Source organism: Escherichia sp. MR, from assembly GCF_005280595.1.
Taxonomy (GTDB): domain Bacteria; phylum Pseudomonadota; class Gammaproteobacteria; order Enterobacterales; family Enterobacteriaceae; genus Escherichia; species Escherichia ruysiae.
This window is the reverse complement of sequence record NZ_SZVK01000052.1, coordinates 1-22,404: the sequence shown is the minus strand read 5'-3', so window position 1 is coordinate 22,404 and position 22,404 is coordinate 1. Positions and strand designations below refer to the sequence as shown.

General features: G+C 50.9%; 22 protein-coding genes and 1 pseudogene. 10 read left to right on the top strand and 13 right to left on the bottom strand.

Translation table 11 applies throughout. From position 1 onward, the window contains the following. Nucleotides 1-47: 47 nt before the first annotated feature. The 7 genes and pseudogenes from allB to allA form a co-directional block, all read right to left on the bottom strand. Nucleotides 48-1,410: pseudogene (allB, locus tag FC814_RS18380) on the bottom strand (allantoinase AllB). 59 nt (nt 1,411-1,469) lie between these two features. Continuing rightward, on the bottom strand, nt 1,470-2,924 hold the full coding sequence (locus tag FC814_RS18375) for a putative allantoin permease (protein WP_137326284.1): 1,455 nt from the start codon (nt 2,922-2,924) through the stop codon (nt 1,470-1,472). Nucleotides 2,925-3,120: 196 nt separating this feature from the next. Further along, nucleotides 3,121-3,999, bottom strand: a complete 879-nt coding sequence (gene glxR, locus FC814_RS18370; RefSeq protein WP_105281318.1) for a 2-hydroxy-3-oxopropionate reductase — start codon at nt 3,997-3,999, stop codon at nt 3,121-3,123. A gap of 99 nt (nt 4,000-4,098) precedes the next feature. Further along, nucleotides 4,099-4,875: a hydroxypyruvate isomerase gene (gene hyi, locus FC814_RS18365; protein WP_105281317.1), complete on the bottom strand. Its 777-nt coding sequence runs from the start codon at nt 4,873-4,875 to the stop codon at nt 4,099-4,101. 12 nt (nt 4,876-4,887) lie between these two features. Then, nucleotides 4,888-6,669, bottom strand: a complete 1,782-nt coding sequence (gene gcl / locus FC814_RS18360) for a glyoxylate carboligase (protein ID WP_105289792.1) — start codon at nt 6,667-6,669, stop codon at nt 4,888-4,890. An 89-nt stretch (nt 6,670-6,758) separates the two neighbouring features. Further along, entirely contained in the window at nt 6,759-7,574 is an 816-nt protein-coding gene (gene allR, locus FC814_RS18355) for an HTH-type transcriptional repressor AllR (RefSeq protein ID WP_000141275.1), read from the bottom strand. A gap of 77 nt (nt 7,575-7,651) precedes the next feature. Further along, complete coding sequence (gene allA / locus FC814_RS18350) at nt 7,652-8,134, bottom strand: ureidoglycolate lyase (RefSeq protein WP_000776394.1); 483 nt, start codon at nt 8,132-8,134, stop codon at nt 7,652-7,654. 229 nt (nt 8,135-8,363) lie between these two features. Here allA and allS point away from each other — a divergent pair, with 229 nt between their 5' ends. From allS to dinQ, 3 genes are all read left to right on the top strand, one after another. Then, entirely contained in the window at nt 8,364-9,290 is a 927-nt protein-coding gene (gene allS / locus FC814_RS18345) for an HTH-type transcriptional activator AllS (RefSeq protein ID WP_137326283.1), read from the top strand. 68 nt (nt 9,291-9,358) lie between these two features. Beyond that, entirely contained in the window at nt 9,359-10,453 is a 1,095-nt protein-coding gene (gene mnmH / locus FC814_RS18340; protein ID WP_137326282.1) for a tRNA 2-selenouridine(34) synthase MnmH, read from the top strand. Nucleotides 10,454-10,864: 411 nt separating this feature from the next. Further along, complete coding sequence (gene dinQ / locus FC814_RS23600; RefSeq protein WP_349808740.1) at nt 10,865-10,948, top strand: damage-inducible type I toxin DinQ; 84 nt, start codon at nt 10,865-10,867, stop codon at nt 10,946-10,948. A gap of 123 nt (nt 10,949-11,071) precedes the next feature. Here dinQ and ybbP read toward each other — a convergent pair whose 3' ends face one another. Continuing rightward, on the bottom strand, nt 11,072-13,486 hold the full coding sequence (gene ybbP, locus FC814_RS18330; protein ID WP_137326281.1) for a putative ABC transporter permease subunit YbbP: 2,415 nt from the start codon (nt 13,484-13,486) through the stop codon (nt 11,072-11,074). Then, a complete protein-coding gene (gene ybbA / locus FC814_RS18325; RefSeq protein ID WP_001110581.1) occupies nt 13,483-14,169 on the bottom strand; it encodes a putative ABC transporter ATP-binding protein YbbA in 687 nt (228 codons plus the stop codon). Before ybbA ends, ybbP begins: the two co-directional genes overlap by 4 nt. On the opposite strand from ybbA, the gene tesA reads away from it, so the two are divergent. The 3 genes from tesA to cnoX are packed head-to-tail and all read left to right on the top strand — an operon-like array spanning nt 14,140 to nt 16,477. Next, complete coding sequence (gene tesA, locus FC814_RS18320; protein ID WP_001295836.1) at nt 14,140-14,763, top strand: multifunctional acyl-CoA thioesterase I/protease I/lysophospholipase L1; 624 nt, start codon at nt 14,140-14,142, stop codon at nt 14,761-14,763. The genes ybbA and tesA overlap by 30 nt on opposite strands. After that, complete coding sequence (gene ybbO / locus FC814_RS18315) at nt 14,753-15,562, top strand: NADP(+)-dependent aldehyde reductase (protein WP_000148958.1); 810 nt, start codon at nt 14,753-14,755, stop codon at nt 15,560-15,562. Before tesA ends, ybbO begins: the two co-directional genes overlap by 11 nt. A gap of 60 nt (nt 15,563-15,622) precedes the next feature. Next, nucleotides 15,623-16,477: a chaperedoxin gene (cnoX, locus tag FC814_RS18310; protein WP_137326280.1), complete on the top strand. Its 855-nt coding sequence runs from the start codon at nt 15,623-15,625 to the stop codon at nt 16,475-16,477. A gap of 62 nt (nt 16,478-16,539) precedes the next feature. Here cnoX and fetB read toward each other — a convergent pair whose 3' ends face one another. Together fetB and fetA are read right to left on the bottom strand one after the other, a co-directional pair. Next, nucleotides 16,540-17,319, bottom strand: coding sequence for an iron export ABC transporter permease subunit FetB (gene fetB, locus FC814_RS18305; RefSeq protein ID WP_010347707.1), 780 nt, complete (start codon nt 17,317-17,319; stop codon nt 16,540-16,542). Next, nucleotides 17,306-17,983, bottom strand: coding sequence for an iron ABC transporter ATP-binding protein FetA (gene fetA / locus FC814_RS18300; RefSeq protein WP_137326279.1), 678 nt, complete (start codon nt 17,981-17,983; stop codon nt 17,306-17,308). Before fetA ends, fetB begins: the two co-directional genes overlap by 14 nt. 145 nt (nt 17,984-18,128) lie before the next feature. Between fetA and FC814_RS18295 the strand changes: the two genes are divergently transcribed. After that, nucleotides 18,129-19,046, top strand: a complete 918-nt coding sequence (locus tag FC814_RS18295; protein WP_000904498.1) for an SPFH domain-containing protein — start codon at nt 18,129-18,131, stop codon at nt 19,044-19,046. Beyond that, nucleotides 19,043-19,501, top strand: a complete 459-nt coding sequence (locus FC814_RS18290; protein WP_000571573.1) for an NfeD family protein — start codon at nt 19,043-19,045, stop codon at nt 19,499-19,501. Before FC814_RS18295 ends, FC814_RS18290 begins: the two co-directional genes overlap by 4 nt. 110 nt (nt 19,502-19,611) lie before the next feature. Here the strand turns inward: FC814_RS18290 and FC814_RS18285 are convergent, their stop codons facing one another. Beyond that, entirely contained in the window at nt 19,612-19,974 is a 363-nt protein-coding gene (locus tag FC814_RS18285; RefSeq protein WP_001001645.1) for a hypothetical protein, read from the bottom strand. Between the two features lie 365 nt (nt 19,975-20,339). Here FC814_RS18285 and FC814_RS18280 point away from each other — a divergent pair, with 365 nt between their 5' ends. Both FC814_RS18280 and FC814_RS18275 read left to right on the top strand, forming a co-directional pair. Beyond that, entirely contained in the window at nt 20,340-21,626 is a 1,287-nt protein-coding gene (locus FC814_RS18280; protein ID WP_137326278.1) for a YadA-like family protein, read from the top strand. A gap of 117 nt (nt 21,627-21,743) precedes the next feature. Next, entirely contained in the window at nt 21,744-22,166 is a 423-nt protein-coding gene (locus tag FC814_RS18275; RefSeq protein WP_016231612.1) for a hypothetical protein, read from the top strand. A gap of 179 nt (nt 22,167-22,345) precedes the next feature. Here FC814_RS18275 and FC814_RS23595 read toward each other — a convergent pair whose 3' ends face one another. After that, the gene (locus FC814_RS23595; RefSeq protein ID WP_003032489.1) at nt 22,346-22,402 is read right to left on the bottom strand and encodes an IS1 family transposase; all 57 of its coding nucleotides are present in this window, start codon (nt 22,400-22,402) and stop codon (nt 22,346-22,348) included. Between the last annotated feature and the right edge of the window lie 2 nt (nt 22,403-22,404).

Genomic DNA, 22,404 nt, shown 5'->3' with positions numbered 1-22,404 from the left:
TTAACCGGAGAATGCCCGCCGCAAGGACGGGCATTGCAGGGGCCAGATTACTGCTGATGTTTAAGGATAAATTGACCTTTCGGCGCAACAGGGAAGCCCTGTTCAATGTCGTAAATCACATCACCACGTAAGATGGTTTTCGTGATACGCGCGCCAATGGTACGGCCAACATACGGGCTGACTTTGTGGCGATATTCCAGATCGTCATTGGTAAGAACATAGCTGCTATTCGGCTGAATGAAGACGAAGTCGGCATCTTTTCCTGGGGCGATACGACCTTTTTGCTGCAGACCGAAAATATCTGCTGCATTAGTCGCCATTAATTTGCCGAACATGGCCAGAGACATACCGCGTTTCTGTACTGCTTCATCGAACATCACGTCCATGCAGCTTTGCAGACCGGCGATACCGCCCCATGCTTTCATGATGTTACCGGCTTTCATTTCCGGCGGGCATGGAGAGTGGTCGGAAACCAGGCAGTCGATTTCACCGTTAAACAGTTTTTCCCACATGCCTTTCTGGTTTTCCAGATCGCGGATCGGCGGTGAACACTTCGCCAGGGTGCCAATTTCTTCGAATTGATCGGTATCCAGCACAAAGTAATGCGGGCAGGATTCACAGGTAACATCCTGACCTTCCTGACGCGCACGAGTCACTTCCTCAACACCTTCCGGGCTGCTGATGTGGCAAACGTGCAGACGGCAACCGGCAACTTTCGCCAGGTACAGTACGCGGCGAATCGCTTCCACTTCGGTAAATACCGGACGAGAAGCCACATAGTCATGTGCGGTTACGCGACCTTCACGCTTCGCTTCTTCGCCCAGTTCATCACAGATCAGAGCGTTTTCGCAGTGCACCAGCACCGGCTGCCCCATTTCGCCCAGCTTCTGCGCGCCTTTGAAGAACTGCCAGTCGTTTACGTCACGGAAGTCGTTGTCGATACCACGATCGCCACAGGTCGCAACGAAGCATTTGAAGCCGACAACGCCCACTTCATCCAGTTCGTGCAGACGGTCGATGTTGTAAGAGACCAGGCCACCCAGTTGTGCCGCATCGACAGTCAACTTACCTTTAGCGGCGTCGAACTTCAGTTCAATCGATGCGCGATCAACGGTTGCTGGCAACTGGTTGAGCGGCATTTCGATCATGGTGGTGATACCGCCTTTTGCCGCTGCGCGAGTGCCGGTTTCATAACCTTCCCAGTGGCTACGACCCGGTTCAGAAATGTGGCTGTGCGCATCGACCATGCCCGGAGAAACCACCAGACCAGACGCATCCATAACTTCTTTTGCATCGCCCAGATCCTGACCGATAGCGGCAATTTTTCCGCCTTTAACGGCAATATCTACAACGCGAGCTTCGTTTTCTAAAATGACCGGTGCCGTTTTTAATAATTAAATCAAAAGACATAACAAACTCCTTGTAAAATACAGATTGTTTTTTAACTCAATGTTCAATATCGGGATTAATTAACCTGTGACTTTTTGCTCTCCTGTTTTTTCTACTGCTGCGCGTTTCTTTAATAAAGCGTAGGCCGCAAAGGCGACGATGACGCCGACAAACCATGAAACACGCGATAACGGTTCCATGACCGGAATAAATTTACCGCCGAGAGATAAAATAACCGCCACCAGAGTGACTGAGAATGCAGTGAGGTTAAAACCGTTATCGTAATATTTAAAATCACCTGGTGCGGTGTACAGTTCATCAAGATTAATTTGCCCGCGCATTACTACGAAATAATGCGCCATCATCACACCAATTACCGGCCCCAGTATCCCACCGATAATATCGAGGAACAAATAAATACTGTCCTGGTTTTCCATTAATTTCCACGGGCAGATCAGCAGGCTGATAATACTGGCAATCAGTACACCGTTTTTATAGGTCAGTTTCGTCGGTGCAATAGCGGCAATCTGATAACCAGCCGGAATAATATTACCGGTGGCGTTAGTGGAGATGGTTGTCATCAGAATAACCAGTACCGCAAAGAACGAGGCAAACAGGCTGTCCCAACGCTGAACAATATCCAGCACGTTCCAGGTGTCAGCGCCGTAATGAATACTGGCTCCGGCAATAATACATACCCCGGCGACCGCAAACAGAATATAGGCCACAACCAAACCGAGCGTTTGCCCCAGCGCCTGCTCACGGAAAGAGTGAGCGTTTTGCGTAAAGTCTGATGCGCTCACCGCCGGTGCCGCCCAGACCGCAACCACCGCGTTGATCACCACCAGGAACAGGAAGCCACTATTTTCTGCTTTCTGAATACCGCCAGGAATGTAGTCAAAGATTGGAGCAATCCCTACCAGCGAAATCGCCCAAATTGCCATACCGCCGAAGACGATATAGATGCACGGGTTAAGAATAGCGGTGAATTTATTTAAAACTTTGCCACCGCCAAAACCAATACCAACGTTAACCAGCCAGAAGAGAAAGAAAGTGATTAAGCCCGGTAGAGAAAGCCCTAACAGGGTAAAATCACCGCCGAGAGTTAAAAATCCCGGCCAGATTTTGCCAATCAGGATCAAGCAGGCCAGCGATCCAGCATAACACTGCAAACCAAACCACATGATGGCGGCAATCCCGCCTCTTAACAGTCCGGGAAACAGTGCGCCACGCACGCCATACGAAGCTCGCAGGATCATAGCAAAAGGCACGCCGTATTTACTGCCCGCAGCACCGTTTAATACCATTACCGCAGCTATAAAAAAGGCGCTAAGGAAAATTGCCAGCATAATACTAAAAGTAGACAAGCCGAGAATAAAAAAGCCGCCGACCATTACATAATTGGGAACGTTATGAACCGAACCCATCCATAAGGTAAAGTAGTTAAATGTTTTCCAGGTACGTTGACTTTGTGTTTTCGGTAATAAATCTTCGCTATATCCGCGTTGCTGGAATAGTTTTCTCTGATGTTCCATAAATCCCTCTTAATTTCACGTATCGAATAACGCTGTTTTAATCTAGCTATGAGGAACTAATAAAATAAAAAATAATTTTTAATACTGAAGCAACGTCGTTGGCTGCTTTCTTTTTTACTGCTGGCCGAATCAATTATTTGATATCGGCCATTTTTATTGCAGGCATCGAGGCTTTATCGGCAACGATGACTTTTTATCAGGCCAGTTTATGATTCGCCATTAACTCCAGCGCCTGCACTAATGCAGAGTGATCCAACTGGCTGCCGCCGTTTGCCGCACAGGTATTAAATAACTCCTGGCAGGTTGCGGTGTTTGGCAGATTCAGCGCCAGTGCTTTCGCACTTTGCAGCGCCAGGTTGAGATCTTTCTGGTGCAGAGCAATTTTGAAGCCCGGATTAAAGGTGCGTTTAATCATACGCTCACCGTGAACTTCCAGAATGCGCGAGGAAGCAAAGCCGCCCATCAGCGCCTGGCGCACACGCACCGGATCGGCACCGGCTTTCGATGCAAACAGCAGGGCTTCAGAAACCGCTTCAATATTGAGCGCCACGATAATCTGGTTTGCTACTTTACAGGTCTGACCGTCGCCGTTACCGCCCACGAGGGTGATATTTTTACCGAGCAGTTCAAACAGCGGTTTAACACGTTCAAATACCGCTTCGTCGCCACCAACCATAATTGACAATGTCCCTTCACGGGCGCCGATTTCGCCGCCGGAGACTGGCGCGTCGAGATAATCGCCGCCCAGTTCATTCACCTGACGGGCGAAACGTTTAGTTTCAATCGGTGAAATGGAGCTCATATCAACAATGGTTTTGCCCTTCAGCGAGGCTTTGGTACAACCATTTTCACCAAACAGAACTTCTTCAACCTGTGGCGTATCCGGCACCATAATAAAAATGATGTCTGACGCTTCTGTTACCTGGCGCGCAGTGTCAACGCTGACGGCACCGAGTGACAGTAATTCATCAGCAACCGAACCAATAGTTGTGACATGCAGTTGATGACCGGCGCGCGCCAGATTAATGGCCATCGGAGTACCCATAATGCCTAAGCCAATAAATCCCAGTTTCATATTTAGCCTCTTTTAAATGTCGCTTTTCCTGAATTCAGACAACGCGATCCCCTGCCGACGTAGCGGCCTAAAAAAGCATTGTCTGAACAGCGTTACGTTTTAACGGTACGGTTTCATCCAGCCTAAACCGGCTTCCGTGGTGGTTCTGGGTTTATATTCACAGCCAACCCAACCGTTGTAGTCAGAATTTTCAATTACCTTAAAGAGATAATCGTAATTAATTTCTCCGGTTCCCGGTTCGCCACGATGTGGATTATCGGCGATTTGCAGGTGACCAATTTTATCGGCCCATTGGGTCATGGTGTTGGTTAATTCACCTTCCATCCGCTGCATATGATAAATGTCATACTGAATTTTCAAATTGCAGCAGCCTACATCATCAATCAGTTTCAGCGCCTGCTGAGTTCCGGTGAGATGGAAACCAGGGATATCGAAATGGTTGATAGGTTCAATCAGTAATAAAATATCTTCTTTCATCAACATATTCGCGGCATAACGCAGGTTTTCCACAAGCGTTGCGTGAATCTGTTCACTGCTGAAACCCGCCGGAGTTTTACCGACCAGACAGTTGATTTTTTTATTACCCAGCGCACGGGCATAACGAATCGCCGCTGCTACGCCATCACGAAACTCTTCTTCACGGCCAGGAATACAGGCAATACCCCGCTCGCCCGCCGCCCAGTCACCCGCAGGTAAATTATGCAGCGTATGCTCGAGTTTATTACTCGCCAGCACCTGTTTTAATTCTTCAATGTCGTAGTCATAAGGAAACATAAATTCAACGCCGCGAAAACCACACTGCGCGGCTTTCTCAAAACGGGCGAGAAAATCATATTCGCCAAATAACATCGATAAATTAGCAGAGAAACGTAACATTATTTATCTCCCTTATTCATAGTGCATGAAGCAGGTTTCAGTCGGCGCGTCCGCTGCGTTATCGGCGATATCTTCAAATTCCATAACGTTATCCAGTTCGCTACCCATCGAAATATTGGTTACTCGCTCCAGCATAATTTCCACCACCACCGGGACTCGGTACTGATTCATTAAGACTTTCGCTTGTTCAAAGGCCGGTGCAATATCTTCCGGTTTGAAAACGCGAATCGCTTTACAACCTAAACCTTCTGCCACTTTCACGTGGTCAACGCCATAACCGTTCACATCACTGGAGTTAATATTTTCAAACGCAAGCTGTACGCAGTAATCCATATCAAATGCACGCTGCGACTGACGAATCAGGCCGAGATAGGCGTTATTAACCAGCACATGGATGTACGGAATATTGAACTGTGCGCCAACGGCTAATTCTTCAATCAGGAACTGGAAGTCGAAGTCACCGGAAATCGCCACCACATTGCGCTCTGGATCAGCGGCACACACGCCCAGCGCCGCCGGAATGGTCCAGCCCAGCGGGCCTGCCTGCCCACAGTTGATCCAGTGGCGGTCTTTAAAGACGTGCAGCATTTGCGCCGCAGCAATTTGTGACAGGCCGATGGTGGTGACATAGCAAACATCGCGACCAAAGGCTTTGTTCATCTCTTCATACACGCGCTGCGGTTTCACCGGCACGTTGTCGAAGTGAGTTTTACGCAGCAAAGTGCGTTTGCGCTGCTGGCAGTCGGCGACCCACTCTTTACGATACGGCAGACGACCGGCTTTTTGCATCTCCTGCGCCACTTCAACCAGCAGCGTCAGTGCCGCTTTGGCGTCGGAGACAATACCCAGATCCGGGCACAGTACGCGGCCAATTTGCGTCGGCTCAATATCGATATGGACGATTTTGCGCCCTTCGGTGTATTTCTCTACCGAACCGGTATGACGGTTGGCAAAACGGTTACCGATACCAAACACCATGTCGGACGCCAGTAGCGTTGCGTTACCGTAACGATGTGCGGTTTGCAGACCCACCATCCCGGCCATCAGTTCATGATCGTCCGGGATACAGCCCCAGCCCATCAGCGTTGGGATCACCGGAACGCTGGTCAGTTCAGCAAACTGTTGTAACAGCGCGGCTGCGTCAGCATTGATAACCCCGCCCCCGGCAACGATCACTGGACGCTCAGCCTGGATTAACATTTCTACGGCTTTTTCGATCTGCATACGGCTGGCAGCAGGTTTGTAGACCGGCAGCGGTTCGTACATATCAGGATCAAACTCGATTTCCGCTACCTGAACGTCGAACGGTAAATCCACCAGTACCGGCCCCGGACGACCAGAACGCATCAGGTGAAATGCCTGTTGCAGCACACGAGGCACCAGCGCCGCTTCACGTACTGTAACCGCCATTTTACTGACCGGCTTGGCGATAGCTTCAATATCAACGGCCTGGAAATCTTCTTTATGCAGACGGGCACGCGGAGCCTGGCCGGTAATGCACAAAATAGGAATGGAATCAGCAGAAGCGGAATAGAGCGCGGTGATCATGTCAGTGCCTGCTGGTCCCGACGTTCCCAGACATACGCCGATATTCCCTGCCGTTGCGCGGGTGTAGCCTTCCGCCATGTGCGACGCACCTTCCACGTGACGCGCCAGAATGTGACGAATACCGCCGTGCTTACGCATCGCTGAATAGAAAGGATTGATTGCTGCTCCCGGAACGCCAAAGGCGGTGGTGATACCTTCTTTCTCCAGCACATACATTGCCGCGTCAACGGCTCTCATTTTTGCCATTTTCTTCCTACCTCAATTAATTGGAAAAATTTTCCAACTTTCAAATTTTGTCAAAAAAACCCGCTCCGCAGAGCGGGATGCGACAGACACTATGGATGTGCTTTCAGTCCCAACGCCGTGCTGATATCGCGGGCGGTGTCTCTGACCAGCTCACCCTGACTGACAAAGCGATCTTCTGTCAGTCTTGATGAAGGCCCGGAGATGGAGATAGCGGCAACAACACTACCCACATCATCGTAAATTGCTGAAGCTATGCAATTCAGGCCAACAACATGCTCTTCTTTATCTACGGTATAGCCCAGTTCACGCGCTTGTTCCAGATCCTTCAGCAAGGTGGGCATATCCACAAGCGTAGTTGGCGTAAACTGCTGCAAACCGGTTTGCAGGATGATGCTCATCAGCTCCTCTTCCGCCAGCGGATAAAGCAGCGCCTTACCTGCGCCGGAAGCATGTAACGGCAGACGGCTGCCCAACGGCGCGCACATCCTGACCATCGATTTACACTCTAACTGACCAATTAATACCGCTTCATTGCCGTTACGAATCGCGACATTGACCGTTTCGCCGGAAAGTAACATCAGGCGGCGCATAAACGGCCCGGCGACGGAGAGGACATCGCGGTTATGGATGTACGCCGCACCGACGTTAAAAACACCTAATCCTATATGCCACCAGCCTAACTGACTGTCCTGATAGACAAAATCCGCTGCCTGTAAAACCTTCAGCAAGCGAAAGGTCGTGGAGAGAGGCAAATCCAGATTGAGAGAAATATCGCTAACCGACGAACTTCCCCCACTTTTTTCCAGATATTGCAGAATCGCAATTCCCCGCTCTAACGCCTGTGCGCCCTTCTGTGCCACAGGCTCCGCCTGTCCTGGCCTGCCGCGCCGTCTAACTTCCGTCATACCTACGTTAACTCCGACCTACAAGTGAGCATAAACAATGAACAATTCGTTTATCTTATGCAAGTCGGTTGCAGGCGTCACGCAAAACAGAGTTCCTGTTCAGGAATACTTTCAACATCACAGTTGTCACTGCCGCCGCGATCGATGGTCAGAAAATCGGTGACTCGCTGCCAGGCGAAAAGCGGGTGATGCCAGACATTACGATGGTAATTCACCCCCTGCTCACCGTTGGTGATAAACGCCCGCAGCGTTGTCAGGTCTGGTTTGTCGTCACCTAACGCCACGACCACCACAAACACTTCCCCTTTCATCGGGATAAACGCCTGAGTGCCCAGCGGATGACGTTCGAGTTCGTGAATGGTCAGCGGCAGCCTGGCAGGTTGCGCGCGGTTAATGCTAATCAGAGTACGGTCTTGCTCAAGAATCTCAACCAGCGCCAAATCGTGATAACGCTCCACCAGGCCATTGTTAATATGAAAAAAATCCCGTTGCTGCGTTTCGATTACGTCGCCATAAGCACTGAAGGCTTCCTGACTTAACGGTAATACCTGAAGTTTCATCTTGTTGTCCTTGTAACATAATTCCGTTCAACCAGCGCCGACCGGTCAGCTTGGTTTCAATAACAGGCAATCTAAAACCTTAAGAGAACAACATCAACACAAAAGTTGGAATATTTTTCCAAAACTAGATTTAACCCACAAATCACACAGGGTTATCATGTAAAAATACAAGTAAATCAAAGGACAGCAAAATCACGCAACTTGCGGATTTAAAAGGGGATACCTGAAGATGTTTGATCCAGAAACCTTGCGGACTTTCATTGCGGTTGCTGAAACAGGAAGTTTTTCAAAAGCGGCAGAACGATTATGCAAAACCACGGCGACCATCAGTTATCGCATTAAACTTCTGGAAGAGAATACCGGGGTGGCGTTGTTTTTCCGCACGACTCGCAGCGTGACATTGACAGCGGCAGGCGAGCATCTGCTTTGTCAGGCCAGAGACTGGCTGAGCTGGCTGGAAAGTATGCCCAGCGAGCTGCAACAGGTGAATGATGGCGTAGAACGCCAGGTGAATATTGTCATCAACAACCTGCTCTACACCCCCCAGGCCGTCGCCCAATTGCTGGCGTGGCTGAACGAACGTTACCCCTTTACCCAGTTTCACATCTCCAGACAAATCTATATGGGCGTCTGGGACTCACTATTGTACGAAGGTTTTTCACTGGCTATCGGCGTCACAGGAACCGAGGCGCTGGCAAATACTTTTAGCCTTGATCCTTTAGGTTCGGTGCAATGGCGCTTTGTCATGGCGGCGGATCATCCGCTGGCGAACGTTGAAGAGCCGCTCACAGAAGCGCAGTTACGGCGCTTTCCGGCGGTCAATATTGAAGACAGCGCCCGCACCTTAACAAAGCGAGTCGCCTGGCGATTGCCGGGGCAAAAAGAGATTCTCGTTCCGGACATGGAGACGAAAATCGCTGCCCATCTGGCGGGCGTTGGTATCGGTTTTTTGCCAAAATCACTTTGCCAGTCAATGATCGATAATCAACAACTGGTCAGCCGGGTCATCCCAACGATGCGCCCTCCTTCGCCATTGAGTCTGGCATGGCGCAAATTTGGTAGCGGCAAAGCGGTAGAAGATATTGTGACCTTGTTTACCCAGCGCAGACCAGAAATCAGCGGATTTTTAGAAATTTTCGGCAACTCACACAGTTAAAAATCAAGTTTCCTCGCGCGTTGGCGCGTAAAATAGCGCGCAAGCTGATTTGAGGTTCACTTTTAACTATGCAAGAGAGACACACGGAACAGGACTATCGTGCCCTGCTGATTGCTGATACGCCCATTATTGATGTTCGCGCCCCCATTGAGTTTGAGCAAGGCGCAATGCCCGCCGCTATCAACCTGCCGTTAATGAATAACGATGAACGCGCCGCCGTTGGCACCTGCTACAAACAGCAAGGGTCAGACGCGGCGCTGGCGCTGGGGCATAAACTAGTGGCGGGTGAAATTCGTCAGCAGCGCATGGACGCCTGGCGGGCAGCGTGCCTGCAAAATCCGCAAGGTATTCTCTGCTGCGCCCGTGGCGGTCAACGTTCACATATTGTGCAACGTTGGCTGCATGAAGCGGGGATTGATTATCCGCTGGTGGAAGGCGGTTATAAGGCACTGCGCCAGACCGCGATTCAGGCGACCATTGAACTGTCACAAAAACCGATAGTGCTGATTGGCGGTTGTACCGGCAGCGGCAAAACGCTGTTAGTGCAGCAACAGCCGAACGGTGTCGATCTGGAAGGGCTGGCGCGCCATCGCGGTTCTGCTTTTGGTCGCACATTACAGCCGCAACTTAGCCAGGCGAGTTTTGAAAACCTGCTGGCTGCCGAGATGCTAAAAACTGACGCCCGTCAGGATCTGCGCCTGTGGGTGCTGGAAGATGAAAGCCGGATGATTGGTTCAAACCATCTGCCGGAATGTCTGCGCGAGCGAATGACCCAGGCGGCGATTGCCGTGGTAGAAGACCCGTTTGAGATCCGGCTTGAACGCCTGAACGAAGAATATTTCTTGCGTATGCATCATGATTTTACCCATACATATGGCGACGAACAGGGCTGGCAAGCGTATTGCGAATATCTGCATCACGGTCTTTCGGCGATTAAGCGTCGGCTGGGGCTACAACGATATAATGAACTGGCTGCCCGGCTGGATACGGCGCTGACAACGCAACTCGCAACCGGCAGCACCGACGGTCATATGGCCTGGCTGGTGCCGCTGCTTGAAGAGTATTACGACCCGATGTATCGCTATCAGCTTGAGAAAAAAGCGGAAAAGGTTGTCTTTCGCGGTGAGTGGGCGGAAGTGATGGCGTGGGTTAAGGCGCGGTGATGAGCGGTATTCTGAAACGGCGATTGTCGTGAGAACAGAATGATTGCAACAGAATACAGATATAAAAAAACCGACATGACAGTCGGTTTTTTTATTTTTCCGCCCGAGAGTTGGTGGTTCTGGGCAGAGATGAAACAGTCCTCATCTAGCAAGTGAATTATAAGTCAGGATACCTACATATTCAAACAGCTATGCCGGCGATACAATCCCGACGCTAGTAATGATACTGCCTCAAGGGATTACCGCAGTGCGGAAAAGTACTTTTAAGTCCTGGTCAGGATACAGGTGGTGCTGATTCTGGTGCTCTGATTTGGAGAGAGGCAGTCCTCATCTAGCACATGAAGGAAAATCATAGTTACAGGCAACGTAAGGGTAAGCTGTGATTGTCTTTCTCCCTTAAGGGAGCAACGGATGAAAACTTTTCTCGATAAAGTTCTCATCGTTCTTAAGGCGCTGATCGCGCTGCTGGAACTGATCCGCCAGTTTATTGAATAACTGAGGAAACGTAGCTAAGGCCGAAGGTTTACCACCTTCGGCCTTTAACAAACCGGCATGACAGTCGGTTTCAGATTGTTGCCAAAAGGCGCACTATTCATGCCGGATGCGCTACGCCTGTCATCACCCCGCAAACTGCCTGAACAGCGCCTTCCCCTTAACCAGTCGCGCGCCCAGCCAGCCGCCGCAAAGCGACAGCAGCAGCGCACCGCTGCACGGCAGCACAATCCACAATCGCCAGTCCGGTTCCCACGGGAAATCAAACACTTTCGATTGCAGTACCGCCAGCGCCGTTTCCGCACCGATGGCGGCCACCAGGCCAGAAACAAACCCGAGCATGGCGAACTCACACCACAATGTCGTGCGCAGCAGTTTTTTGCCCGCACCGAGTGTGCGCCACACCACCAGCTCCTGATGGCGCTGACGCATTCCCACCTGCACCTGTGCCAGCAACAGCAACATACCGCAGGCGGTGACCAGCACCACCATCACTTCCAGCGCCCGACTTACCTGCTCCAGCACCTGACCGACCTGTTTTAAAATCGCGCCAATGTCTAACAGGCTAATGGTCGGGAACTGGCGGTTAAGTTGCGTCAACATGCCGTTGCCGTTCTCCCAGCGGAAACTGGTGAGCCAGCTTTGCGGCTGCCCGTCCAGCGCCCCTTCCGGGAAAATAAAATAGAAATTAGGCCGCAGACTTTCCCAGTCCACTTTGCGCAGGCTACTCACTTTAGCGCGGAACTCCTGGGTATCGCCCATAAAGGTGACGGTATCGCCAAGGGTAACGTTTAAGCGTTTCGCCAGCCCCTCTTCCATCGACACTTCACCCGCTTTTGGCGGCCAGTTACCGGCGACAATCGGGTTATGATCGGGTCGCGTATTTTGCCAGGTGAGATTGAGTTCACGGTTGAGCGCCTCATCTTCATTGCCTTCTGTCGGCTTGCCGTTAATCGTCGTCAGCCGCGCCCGCACCACCGGATAAAACGATTCCGGGACTATCTGATGTTCCGCGAGGAACGCTTTTAGCGGCGTAACCTGTTCTGTGGCGATGTTGATTAAAAAGTAGTTCGGGCTTTCTGGCGGTAGCTGCTGCTGCCAGCGGTCGAGCAGATCGCCACGCAACACCAGCAGCAGTGCCAGCAGCATAAAGGAGAGCGAAAATGCCGAAAGCTGGCTTAACGTTGACCACGGCTGACGTAACAGGCGGCTGACTGCCAGACGCAGAGGTAGCGATTTTAGCGTCATGCTGCGTAATACATTAAGCAGCATCCAGCCCAGCACACCGCACAGCAAAGCCAGCACTACCGCGCCCGCCAGCACCGCCCAGAGCAGCATACTGCCACCCATTAATCCGGCGAGCAGCAGCACAACCACCACACTGACAATCGGCAGATAAAACTTCAGCGGCCAGACGTTCGCTATCACATCATTACGTAATACGCGTAAAGGCTGCGTTGCCAGCAACAAGCGGTACGGTCGTAGCCCCACCAGCAGCGAGATGACCGTCATGGTGCCGAGCGCCCACAGCCACGGCCAGAGGCTGGCTGGCGGTAGTGCGGCAGGCAGAACGGGCTTGAGCAGCACCATCAACACGTTTTCGAACAACAGGCCAATCGCCCCACCGGTAACGGCTGAAAGCGTCAGCACCATCAACCACTGACCGACGATTAGCTTACGCAGTTGCGCTCGCCCTGCCCCCAGCGTTTTGAGGATCGCCACCAGATCGTAGCGACTGCGACAGTAATGATTCATCGCCACCGCCACCGCTGCCACTGCCAGCAGCAAGGTCAGAAGCGCCGAAAGCAGCAGGAACTGCTGCGAGCGTTCCATCGATCGCCCCAGCGCGCCTTCGTCCTGTTCCAGCCCGTACCAACGTTGTTCGGGTTTAAGCTGGGGTAACAGCCATTTCTCATAGCCGTCGAGCTGGTTCTCGTTGCCGCCGAATTTATAGCGCCAGGTGACCCGACTTCCCGGCTGCACGGCTCCGGTTTTATCGACATCCGCCAGATTCATCATCAGACGCGGAGCCATCTGGAAGGGATTAAAACCGGAATCAGGTTCCTGAATTACTTCTCCGGCAATCCGCAGTGTGGCATCGCCCACGTCGATGGTGTCGCCCGTTTTCAGGTTAAGCAGTGCCATCAGGCGTGGGGCCAGCAATACGCTGCCCGCCTGCGGTTTCAGGCTAGGGGGATTAGTTTGCAGATCGCCATACATCGGGTAGATATCATCCACCGCCTTGACGTTCGCCAGCTGCGGTGTGTCGCCTGCAAAGGTCATTGTGGCGAAAGTCAGCTGCTTGCCGACTTTCAGGCCGCGCTTTTGCGCTTCCTCCAGCCACGCTTGCGGCACTTCGCGTGAACTGCGCAACGCCCGATCGCCCGCCATAAACTCCCGGCTTTGCTGGCTTAAGCCCTTCTCCATGCGATCGCTGATATTGCCCAGCGCCAGCACGCAGGCCACCGCCAGGCTTAGCGCCAGCCAGACAATTAATAGCGACGGCGAGCGCCATTCGCGCCAGAACCAACGTGCAATCATGCTTCCTCCTGCAACTGCCCGTTAACCAGCCGTAAGCAGCGGTCGCAGCGCGCCGCCAGTTGCAGGTCGTGAGTCACCATAATCAACGTGGTGCCATGTTCACGGTTGAGGGAAAACAGCAGGTCGGCAATTTTATCGCCCGTCTGGCGGTCAAGGTTGCCGGTAGGTTCATCGGCAAACAGCACATCAGGCCGACCGTTAAAGGCTCGCGCCAGCGCCACACGTTGCTGTTCGCCGCCGGAAAGCTGTGCCGGAAGATGATCAAGACGTTTACCCAGCCCTAACTGTTCGAGCAACGCTTTCGCTCCGTTACGACTTTCCACGCTACTCTCACCGCGCAGCAGCGCCGGAAGCTCGACGTTTTCCAGCGCGTTAAGGGTAGGAATTAACATAAATGACTGAAAAACAAAGCCGACGTGCTTCGCGCGCAACTTTGCCCGCGCTTCTTCGTCCATATTATGTAGCGGTTGTCCCACCAGACTCACTTCGCCACTGCTGCCGTCATCCAGCCCGGCGAGGATCGCCAGTAAGGTTGACTTACCCGATCCCGACTCGCCCACCAGTGCGATGGTTTCGCCACGTTTGACAACCAGCTCAACTCCGGTGAGGATGGAGAGTTCATGCTCCCCCTGACCGACGGACTTCTTAAGATGATGAACTTCAACAATGTTTTCCGCTGGCATTTGCCCTTCCTGTTCCTGGTTCTGTTAACCTTCCGTGCCGCCGCAGCGGACACGTTATTAATTCTGGGTGATAGCCTGAGCGCCGGGTATCGAATGTCTGCCAGCGCGGCCTGGCCTGCCTTGTTGAATGATAAGTGGCAGAGTAAAACGTCGGTAGTTAATGCCAGCATCAGCGGCGACACCTCGCAACAAGGGCTGGCGCGCCTTCCGGCTTTGCTGAAGCAGCATCAGCCGCGCTGGGTGCTGGTTGAACTGGGCGGCAATGATGGATTGCGTGGTTTTCAGCCACAGCAAACCGAGCAAACGCTGCGCCAGATTTTGCAGGATGTCAAAGCCGCCAACGCTGAACCATTGTTAATGCAAATACGTCTGCCTGCAAACTATGGTCGCCGTTATAATGAAGCCTTTAGCGCCATTTACCCCAAACTCGCCAAAGAGTTTGATGTTCCGCTGCTGCCTTTTTTTATGGAAGAGGTCTACCTCAAGCCACAATGGATGCAGGATGACGGTATTCATCCCAACCGCGACGCCCAGCCGTTTATTGCCGACTGGATGGCGAAGCAGTTGCAGCCTTTAGTAAATCATGACTCATAAAGCAACGGAGATCCTGACAGGTAAAGTTATGCAAAAATCGGTCTTAATTACCGGATGTTCCAGTGGAATTGGCCTGGAAAGCGCGCTCGAATTAAAACGCCAGGGTTTTCATGTGCTGGCAGGTTGCCGGAAGCCGGATGATGTTGAGCGCATGAACAGCATGGGATTCACCGGTGTGTTGATCGATCTGGATTCGCCAGAAAGTGTTGATCGCGCTGCCGACGAAGTGATCGCCCTGACCGATAATTGTCTGTATGGGATCTTTAACAATGCCGGATTCGGCATGTATGGCCCCCTTTCCACCATCAGCCGCGCGCAGATGGAACAGCAGTTTTCCGCCAACTTTTTCGGCGCGCATCAGCTCACCATGCGCCTGTTACCTGCGATGTTACCGCACGGTGAAGGGCGTATTGTGATGACCTCATCGGTGATGGGATTAATCTCCACGCCGGGTCGTGGCGCTTACGCAGCCAGTAAATATGCGCTGGAGGCGTGGTCAGACGCGCTGCGCATGGAGCTGCGCCACAGCGGAATTAAAGTCAGCCTGATTGAGCCGGGGCCCATTCGTACTCGCTTTACCGACAACGTCAACCAGACGCAAAGTGATAAACCGGTCGAAAACCCTGGCATTGCTGCCCGCTTTACGTTGGGGCCGGAAGCGGTGGTCGCCAAAGTGCGCCACGCTTTTATTAGCGAGAAGCCGAAGATGCGCTATCCGGTGACGCTGGTGACCTGGGCGGTAATGGTGCTCAAACGCCTGCTGCCGGGGCGCGTGATGGACAAAATATTGCAGGGGTGAGTTGAAGCGCGCGCTTAAGCCCCCATGTCAAAGAAAATATCGACAACAGAGAGCGACTCCATGTCCGTAGAAAATATTGTCAACATTAACGAATCTAACCTGCAACAGGTTCTTGAACAGTCGATGACCACACCGGTGCTGTTCTATTTTTGGTCTGAACGTAGCCAGCACTGTTTGCAGTTAACCCCAATTCTGGAAAGCCTCGCGGCGCAGTACAACGGGCAATTTATTCTGGCGAAGCTGGACTGCGATGCGGAGCAGATGATTGCCGCGCAGTTTGGTCTGCGCGCGATTCCGACCGTATATCTTTTCCAGAACGGGCAACCGGTAGACGGCTTCCAGGGGCCGCAACCGGAAGAGGCGATCCGCGCCCTGCTGGATAAAGTGCTGCCGCGCGAAGAAGAGCTGAAAGCGCAGCAGGCGATGCAACTGATGCAGGAAGGCAATTACACCGACGCCCTGCCATTGCTGAAAGACGCCTGGCAGTTGTCGAATCAGAACGGGGAGATCGGCCTGCTGCTGGCAGAAACGCTGATTGTGCTGAACCGTTCTGAAGATGCAGAAGCGGTGCTGAAAACCATTCCGTTGCAGGATCAGGACACCCGCTACCAGGGGCTGGTGGCGCAAATCGAACTGCTGAAGCAGGCGGCTGATACGCCGGAAATTCAACAATTGCAACAGCAGGTAGCGGAGAATCCTGAAGATGCCGCACTGGCAACGCAACTGGCGCTACAGTTGCATCAGGTTGGGCGCAATGAAGAGGCGCTGGAGTTACTGTTCGGGCATCTGCGTAAAGATCTCACCGCCGCAGACGGTCAGACACGTAAAACGTTCCAGGAGATCCTCGCTGCGCTGGGTACGGGGGATGCGCTGGCGTCGAAATATCGCCGCCAGTTGTATGCATTGTTGTATTGATATTCCGTTGATCGGCACATGAACCACAACGCCGGATGCGATGCTGCGCATCCGGTATCGCATCATTTCTTCTTCAATTGCGTCACCACCAACTGGTGGCGCGAATTATAAAACTTCCGATAGGTTAAATAACAGGCAATAATGGTCGACAAGCTGGCGGTTGAGAGCAGCATAAAGGTCACCATAATCTGATATTTAATCGCCTTCACCGGATCAATCCCGGCAAATATCAACCCGGACATCATTCCTGGTAAACTCACTAAGCCAACCGTTTTTGCCGAATCCACCGTTGGAATTAACGCCGCTCGAATACTGTCGCGTATTAATATCGCTGAAGCTTGTTTTGGCGTCGCGCCAAGACTCAGTTTCTCCTGAATCTGTTGCTGTTCGCTAATGACCCGTTGCCCTAAATTGTTATAACACAGCCCTACCGCCACCATAGCGTTACCAGCAATCATCCCGGCGATCGGGATCACCTGCATCGGGATAAACTCAATCGAACCCGATAAAATTAACACCGCGAGGGTAATTCCCGCCCCGACCGTAATGGCAATAAACGACGAGATAAAAGCTTTAGCAATATATTTACTGCGTTTTTGCGCATTCCACGCCGCATTAAAGCAAATAAATAACACCATCAATAATGTCAGGCTGGCATCATCAACGCTGAAAATATATTTCAGCACATAGCCGACAATAATCAGCTGGATTATCGCCCGTCCGACGCTCCAGAGAATATCTTTCTCCAGCGCCAGTTTTTCTTTATGGCTAATTAAGATTGCCACCACCACCAGCATTAATGCCAGTGCTAATGATTCGTTGGTAATATTATGCGTGTTCATAGCGTGCTTCCTGCATTTCTCCGGCATGCGGTTGCAGTGTAATCACCTTATCCGCATGATTAATTTCGTCTTTATCGTGTGTCACCCACAGCACGGCAATATTTTGCTCGCGCACATACCGGTGGATCATCTCATTAACGTTATGTTTATTACTTTCATCCAGCGCACTGGTGATTTCATCCAGCAATAAAACCTTCGGCATAAATTGCAGGTTACGAATCAATGAGATGCGTTGTTTTTCACCACCAGATAGCTCGGCGATATTCTTCGTCAAAATGGTGTCCGGTAAGGCGAAGCGTTCGAGAAAATCGAGAAAAATGGCTGGGTCAGGCTGCTGGTTACGGATCTGCCAGGGAAAAATCAGGTTATCGTATACCGTGTCGCCAAACAACACTGGTGTCTGGGCACAGTAGGAGACTTGCTGGCGATACTCCTCTGGCTTCAGGGTGAATATATCTTCGCCTGCAAATAGTAACGTTCCACTACTCGGACTGATTAATGAAGCAACAATTTTTAGTAGCGTACTTTTGCCGCAGCCGGAAGGGCCGGTAATTAACTTAAATTCGCCAGCACGCAGCGAAAAATTGATGTTATTGAGAATCTTCGTATCGCCCACCTGATATCCAACATTTTGCAGTTGGAGCAAAAGACTATTTTCCTGCATTACCCATCCCTTTTTCTGATTTTTACTAAAAACAGTTTATCCTCCGCAAGAATAAGGGGGAACTCTCTTTCAGTAATCAGGTATAATTTGTTTAATCAAGCAGCAATTTTGCTCTTTATGGACGGTACAACAGGAGGTTTTTCCGATGCTTATTTTTATCCCGATTCTCATTTTTGTCGCGCTGGTGATTGTCGGCGCGGGCGTCAAAATCGTGCCGCAGGGCTATCAGTGGACGGTAGAACGTTTTGGTCGCTATACCAAAACGTTACAGCCGGGGCTCAGTCTGGTGGTGCCATTTATGGATCGCATTGGTCGCAAGATCAATATGATGGAGCAAGTGCTCGATATCCCTTCCCAGGAAGTTATCTCGAAAGATAACGCCAACGTTACCATCGACGCCGTGTGCTTTATTCAGGTGATTGATGCCCCGCGCGCCGCTTATGAAGTCAGCAATCTGGAGCTGGCAATCATCAACCTGACCATGACCAACATCCGTACCGTGCTTGGCTCAATGGAACTGGACGAAATGCTCTCCCAGCGCGACAGCATTAACTCGCGCCTGCTGCATATTGTCGATGAAGCCACCAACCCGTGGGGGATTAAAGTCACCCGTATTGAAATTCGTGATGTGCGCCCACCGGCAGAGCTTATCTCTTCGATGAACGCGCAGATGAAAGCGGAACGTACCAAACGCGCTTACATCCTTGAGGCGGAAGGGATCCGTCAGGCGGAAATCCTCAAAGCCGAAGGTGAAAAACAATCGCAAATCCTGAAAGCGGAAGGTGAACGTCAGTCGGCGTTTTTACAGGCTGAAGCGCGAGAACGTTCCGCCGAAGCGGAAGCTCGCGCGACCCAAATGGTGTCTGAAGCCATCGCCTCCGGTGATATTCAGGCGGTGAACTACTTCGTAGCGCAGAAATACACCGAAGCGTTGCAACAGATCGGTTCGTCCAGTAACAGCAAAGTGGTGATGATGCCATTAGACGCCAGCAGCCTGATGGGGTCGATTGCCGGGATTGCCGAACTGGTGAAAGACAGCGCCAACGAGCGAAATAAATCATGATCGAGCTGCTGGTAGTACACCCGCATATTTTCTGGCTAAGTCTCGGCGGTTTATTGCTGGCTGCCGAGATGCTGGGCGGAAACGGTTATCTGTTGTGGAGCGGTGTCGCGGCGGTGATTACTGGTCTGGTGGTCTGGCTGCTGCCGCTGGGTTGGGAGTGGCAAGGGGTGATCTTTGCCGTCCTGACGCTGCTCGCCGCCTGGCTGTGGTGGAAATGGTTGTCGCGGCGGGTGCGCGAACAAAAGCACAGCGATAGTCATTTAAACCAGCGCGGGCAGCAGCTGATTGGCCGACGTTTTGTGCTGGAATCTCCGCTGGTCAACGGGCGCGGTCATATGCGCGTCGGCGACAGTTCATGGCCTGTCAGCGCCAGCGAGGATCTCGGCGCAGGTACGCATGTTGAGGTGATTGCGATTGAAGGGATAACGTTGATCATCCGTGCGGTCATCGCCTGATGCGACGCTGACGCGTCTTATCAGGCCTACAAAACCTGCCAGTCTATGCGCGAACGTAGGCCGGATAAGGCGTTTACGCCGCATCCGGCATGTGGGCGGGGAATGGCAATTTACTCTTCTGTGGTTTTACCCATACTTTTCTGGTCTTCATCCGGATAATGTTTTTTTAAATATTCCAGGACGTTTTTATTGACCTTATGTTGGGTATACACCCACCCTTTCCAGTAATCGGGCTGATCCAGGTAAACTTCTGGCGGAATGGTGAAATCAGAAAGCGTTAACCATTCGGCTAACAAATCGGGGTTTCTCTTCTGGATCAACTGCAACAGCATGATCAGCGACATGGCAGAGGCAGGAGCCGTACTATCGCCGCTTAAATACTTCCACACCGTGGAGCGATTCGAACGAAAAAGGATAGGGAGTAACGCCCTGTCCAGATTCATTTCATTAAAAATCTTCTCAAATTCATTCATTTAATTTTCCTGCCTGGTGTAAACCTCTTAAAAATTGAGATTTATCAAAGAAACGCATTCTAACATACATCAGCAACAGCATCACGTTTAGTGCAGAAACAGCATTTATTTCGCTTATCAAAACAAGTCTTTACGGTTTGTTACTGAGAAATAGCACAAAATGATTTTCCATTTTATTTCTAATAGAAACTTTTTTAGTTTCTATTAGTCGGTGTTTACGCTTACATCGTATAAAAACGCGCTTTACATCACACAAATGCCAGCGTAGATTTCGATCAACACGAAACGCATAACATTTCTTATAACAACAATTAATGTTGCTATAAGAAACATAAATGCGACTTACTTTGATTGAGAAAAAATGAATGAAAACTGTAAAGATATCTTTACTGGCTGTCGTTATTGCTACTGCTGTCAGTCCATCTGCCTTTGCGGGTGATACGATTGAGGCGGCAGCGACAGAACTGGAGGCAATCCAACCAGGGATGTCACATGAAGAAGTTGACCAGAAAATTGGACGCTTCATGATTCGTACTGGAAATACAGAAGCCGCGCAAAACTACCTGTTTTCGCATGGGTATATGTCTCCAGAGACGGGCGACAATATCTACCCGGAACAGACCCAGGCAGACCGCGATGCGGCACAGGATACCGCCATCCAGAATGCGCAAACCACCGCTAACACAGCAGTGTCGACCGCCAATGAAGCGCACCAGGCTATTACGTCAGCGCAAACCGAGATTGACGCCAGCAAAGCGGCTATTCATAAAAATACTGACGACATTATCGAACAGAAGAACATTCTTAGAGCTCAACAAGACCAAATTAACGATACGCAAAAAACGGTTGCTGCTACCGGTGATGTCCAGAACGCAGCGCGTTATCAGAGTATGGTCAACGCCCGTCAGGAGGCTGCGGATAACGCACAGCAGCAACAAGCCGAAGCCCAACAAACGCAGATTACCGAACAACAAAAGCAAATCGAAGCTACACAAAAAACAGTCGCCGCTACCGGTGATGTTCAGACCGCCGTCCGTTATCAGAGTATGGTCAACGCTAAACTGGCTGCGGAAAATGAAGCCAGCACGCGCGCTTCTGAGGAGCAAGGGAAAAAAATTGACGCTCTTTCTTCTACCATGACGACGGTATCTCAAAGTGTTGCCACCGAGAACCAATCAAAAGAACTGGAAGAAATTCATGGCGATATAACAAAAACCAACACTGCGGTAAGTAAGCTGGCGGCACAACAACAGATTGATAGCGTTCATTACGGTGAACAAATTCAAAATCTGGTGCAGGATTCCACCGATACACATCAGCAGTTATCAACCACGCAAAAACGAGTAGCGGATAACAGCCAACAAATTAATACGCTCAATAACCATTTCAGCTCACTGAAAAACGAAGTTGAAGACAACCGTAAAGATGCCAATGCGGGGATTGCGTCAGCTATTGCCATTGCCTCACAGCCGCAGGTAAAAACCGGTGATTTAATGATGGTGTCTGCGGGCGCGGGAACGTTTAATGGTGAATCAGCGGTATCTGTCGGTACGTCTTTTAATGCCGGAACGCATACAGTGCTTAAAGCGGGTGTTTCTGCGGATACGCAATCTGATTTCGGTGCTGGTGTCGGTGTGGGATATTCGTTCTAAAATTTTACCAGACACCTTATAAATACCAATAAAAAACAGAACTATTGAATAAATTAGAGCAAGGACGTTTGCCTAATATCACCTCTTCATTAATTCTCATATTATTTAAGGTTAACAATGATGAATAGCACCATTAAATCGATTTCCCTGCTGGCGTTAATCATGCTGGCTGGTTGTAGCTCTCCCGCGTCTCGCATTGCAGACTGCCAGGCGCAAGGCGTATCTCATGACACCTGTTATCTTGCCGAACAACAGCGTCAGGCGGCTATTTTAAGTGCATCCGAAGCGCAGGCATTTAAAAATGCAGAAGCCGCACAACATGCCCAGGCGACAAAGAAAGCCATTTATAAAGGATTTGGCATGACCTTTAGAATGAGCAGTAAGAACTTTGCTTATCTCAATGATTCATTATGTGCGATTGATGAAGATAATGCCGATGCCACAGTTTATCAGTCGGGTCTGTATAACGTGATTGTTTATCATCACACAGGAAAAGTCGCATTAATGAAGGAAGGCCAGTTTGTGGGCTATTTAAAATGAAGGATGAAAAGAAAATATCCCTGACACATATTCTGATTATCGGTGCGTTTATTTTTGCCTTCTTGCAAGTAGTATTATTAGCCTCCCTGGTTCACGCGGTTAATGCCAGCAACGCAATACAGGAAGGCTTATTTCAGACGGGACGCATTATGGTAGAAAGTTTGGGTAATGACTCCAACTTATTGATAGTGTTTTATGTTCAGATAATGCCCGATGACTTTGTCATGCAGCTCCACCG

Bases quoted from the DNA above. Each gene is read 5' to 3' on its own strand.
- FC814_RS18375 (WP_137326284.1), bottom strand. From the start codon at position 2,924: ATGGAACATCAGAGAAAACTATTCCAGCAACGCGGATATAGCGAAGAT.
- glxR (WP_105281318.1), bottom strand. From the start codon at position 3,999: ATGAAACTGGGATTTATTGGCTTAGGCATTATGGGTACTCCGATGGCC.
- hyi (WP_105281317.1), bottom strand. From the start codon at position 4,875: ATGTTACGTTTCTCTGCTAATTTATCGATGTTATTTGGCGAATATGAT.
- gcl (WP_105289792.1), bottom strand. From the start codon at position 6,669: ATGGCAAAAATGAGAGCCGTTGACGCGGCAATGTATGTGCTGGAGAAA.
- allR (WP_000141275.1), bottom strand. From the start codon at position 7,574: ATGACGGAAGTTAGACGGCGCGGCAGGCCAGGACAGGCGGAGCCTGTG.
- allA (WP_000776394.1), bottom strand. From the start codon at position 8,134: ATGAAACTTCAGGTATTACCGTTAAGTCAGGAAGCCTTCAGTGCTTAT.
- allS (WP_137326283.1), top strand. From the start codon at position 8,364: ATGTTTGATCCAGAAACCTTGCGGACTTTCATTGCGGTTGCTGAAACA.
- mnmH (WP_137326282.1), top strand. From the start codon at position 9,359: ATGCAAGAGAGACACACGGAACAGGACTATCGTGCCCTGCTGATTGCT.
- dinQ (WP_349808740.1), top strand. From the start codon at position 10,865: ATGAAAACTTTTCTCGATAAAGTTCTCATCGTTCTTAAGGCGCTGATC.
- ybbP (WP_137326281.1), bottom strand. From the start codon at position 13,486: ATGATTGCACGTTGGTTCTGGCGCGAATGGCGCTCGCCGTCGCTATTA.
- tesA (WP_001295836.1), top strand. From the start codon at position 14,140: ATGAACTTCAACAATGTTTTCCGCTGGCATTTGCCCTTCCTGTTCCTG.
- ybbA (WP_001110581.1), bottom strand. From the start codon at position 14,169: ATGCCAGCGGAAAACATTGTTGAAGTTCATCATCTTAAGAAGTCCGTC.
- ybbO (WP_000148958.1), top strand. From the start codon at position 14,753: ATGACTCATAAAGCAACGGAGATCCTGACAGGTAAAGTTATGCAAAAA.
- cnoX (WP_137326280.1), top strand. From the start codon at position 15,623: ATGTCCGTAGAAAATATTGTCAACATTAACGAATCTAACCTGCAACAG.
- fetB (WP_010347707.1), bottom strand. From the start codon at position 17,319: ATGAACACGCATAATATTACCAACGAATCATTAGCACTGGCATTAATG.
- fetA (WP_137326279.1), bottom strand. From the start codon at position 17,983: ATGCAGGAAAATAGTCTTTTGCTCCAACTGCAAAATGTTGGATATCAG.
- FC814_RS18295 (WP_000904498.1), top strand. From the start codon at position 18,129: ATGCTTATTTTTATCCCGATTCTCATTTTTGTCGCGCTGGTGATTGTC.
- FC814_RS18290 (WP_000571573.1), top strand. From the start codon at position 19,043: ATGATCGAGCTGCTGGTAGTACACCCGCATATTTTCTGGCTAAGTCTC.
- FC814_RS18285 (WP_001001645.1), bottom strand. From the start codon at position 19,974: ATGAATGAATTTGAGAAGATTTTTAATGAAATGAATCTGGACAGGGCG.
- FC814_RS18280 (WP_137326278.1), top strand. From the start codon at position 20,340: ATGAAAACTGTAAAGATATCTTTACTGGCTGTCGTTATTGCTACTGCT.
- FC814_RS18275 (WP_016231612.1), top strand. From the start codon at position 21,744: ATGATGAATAGCACCATTAAATCGATTTCCCTGCTGGCGTTAATCATG.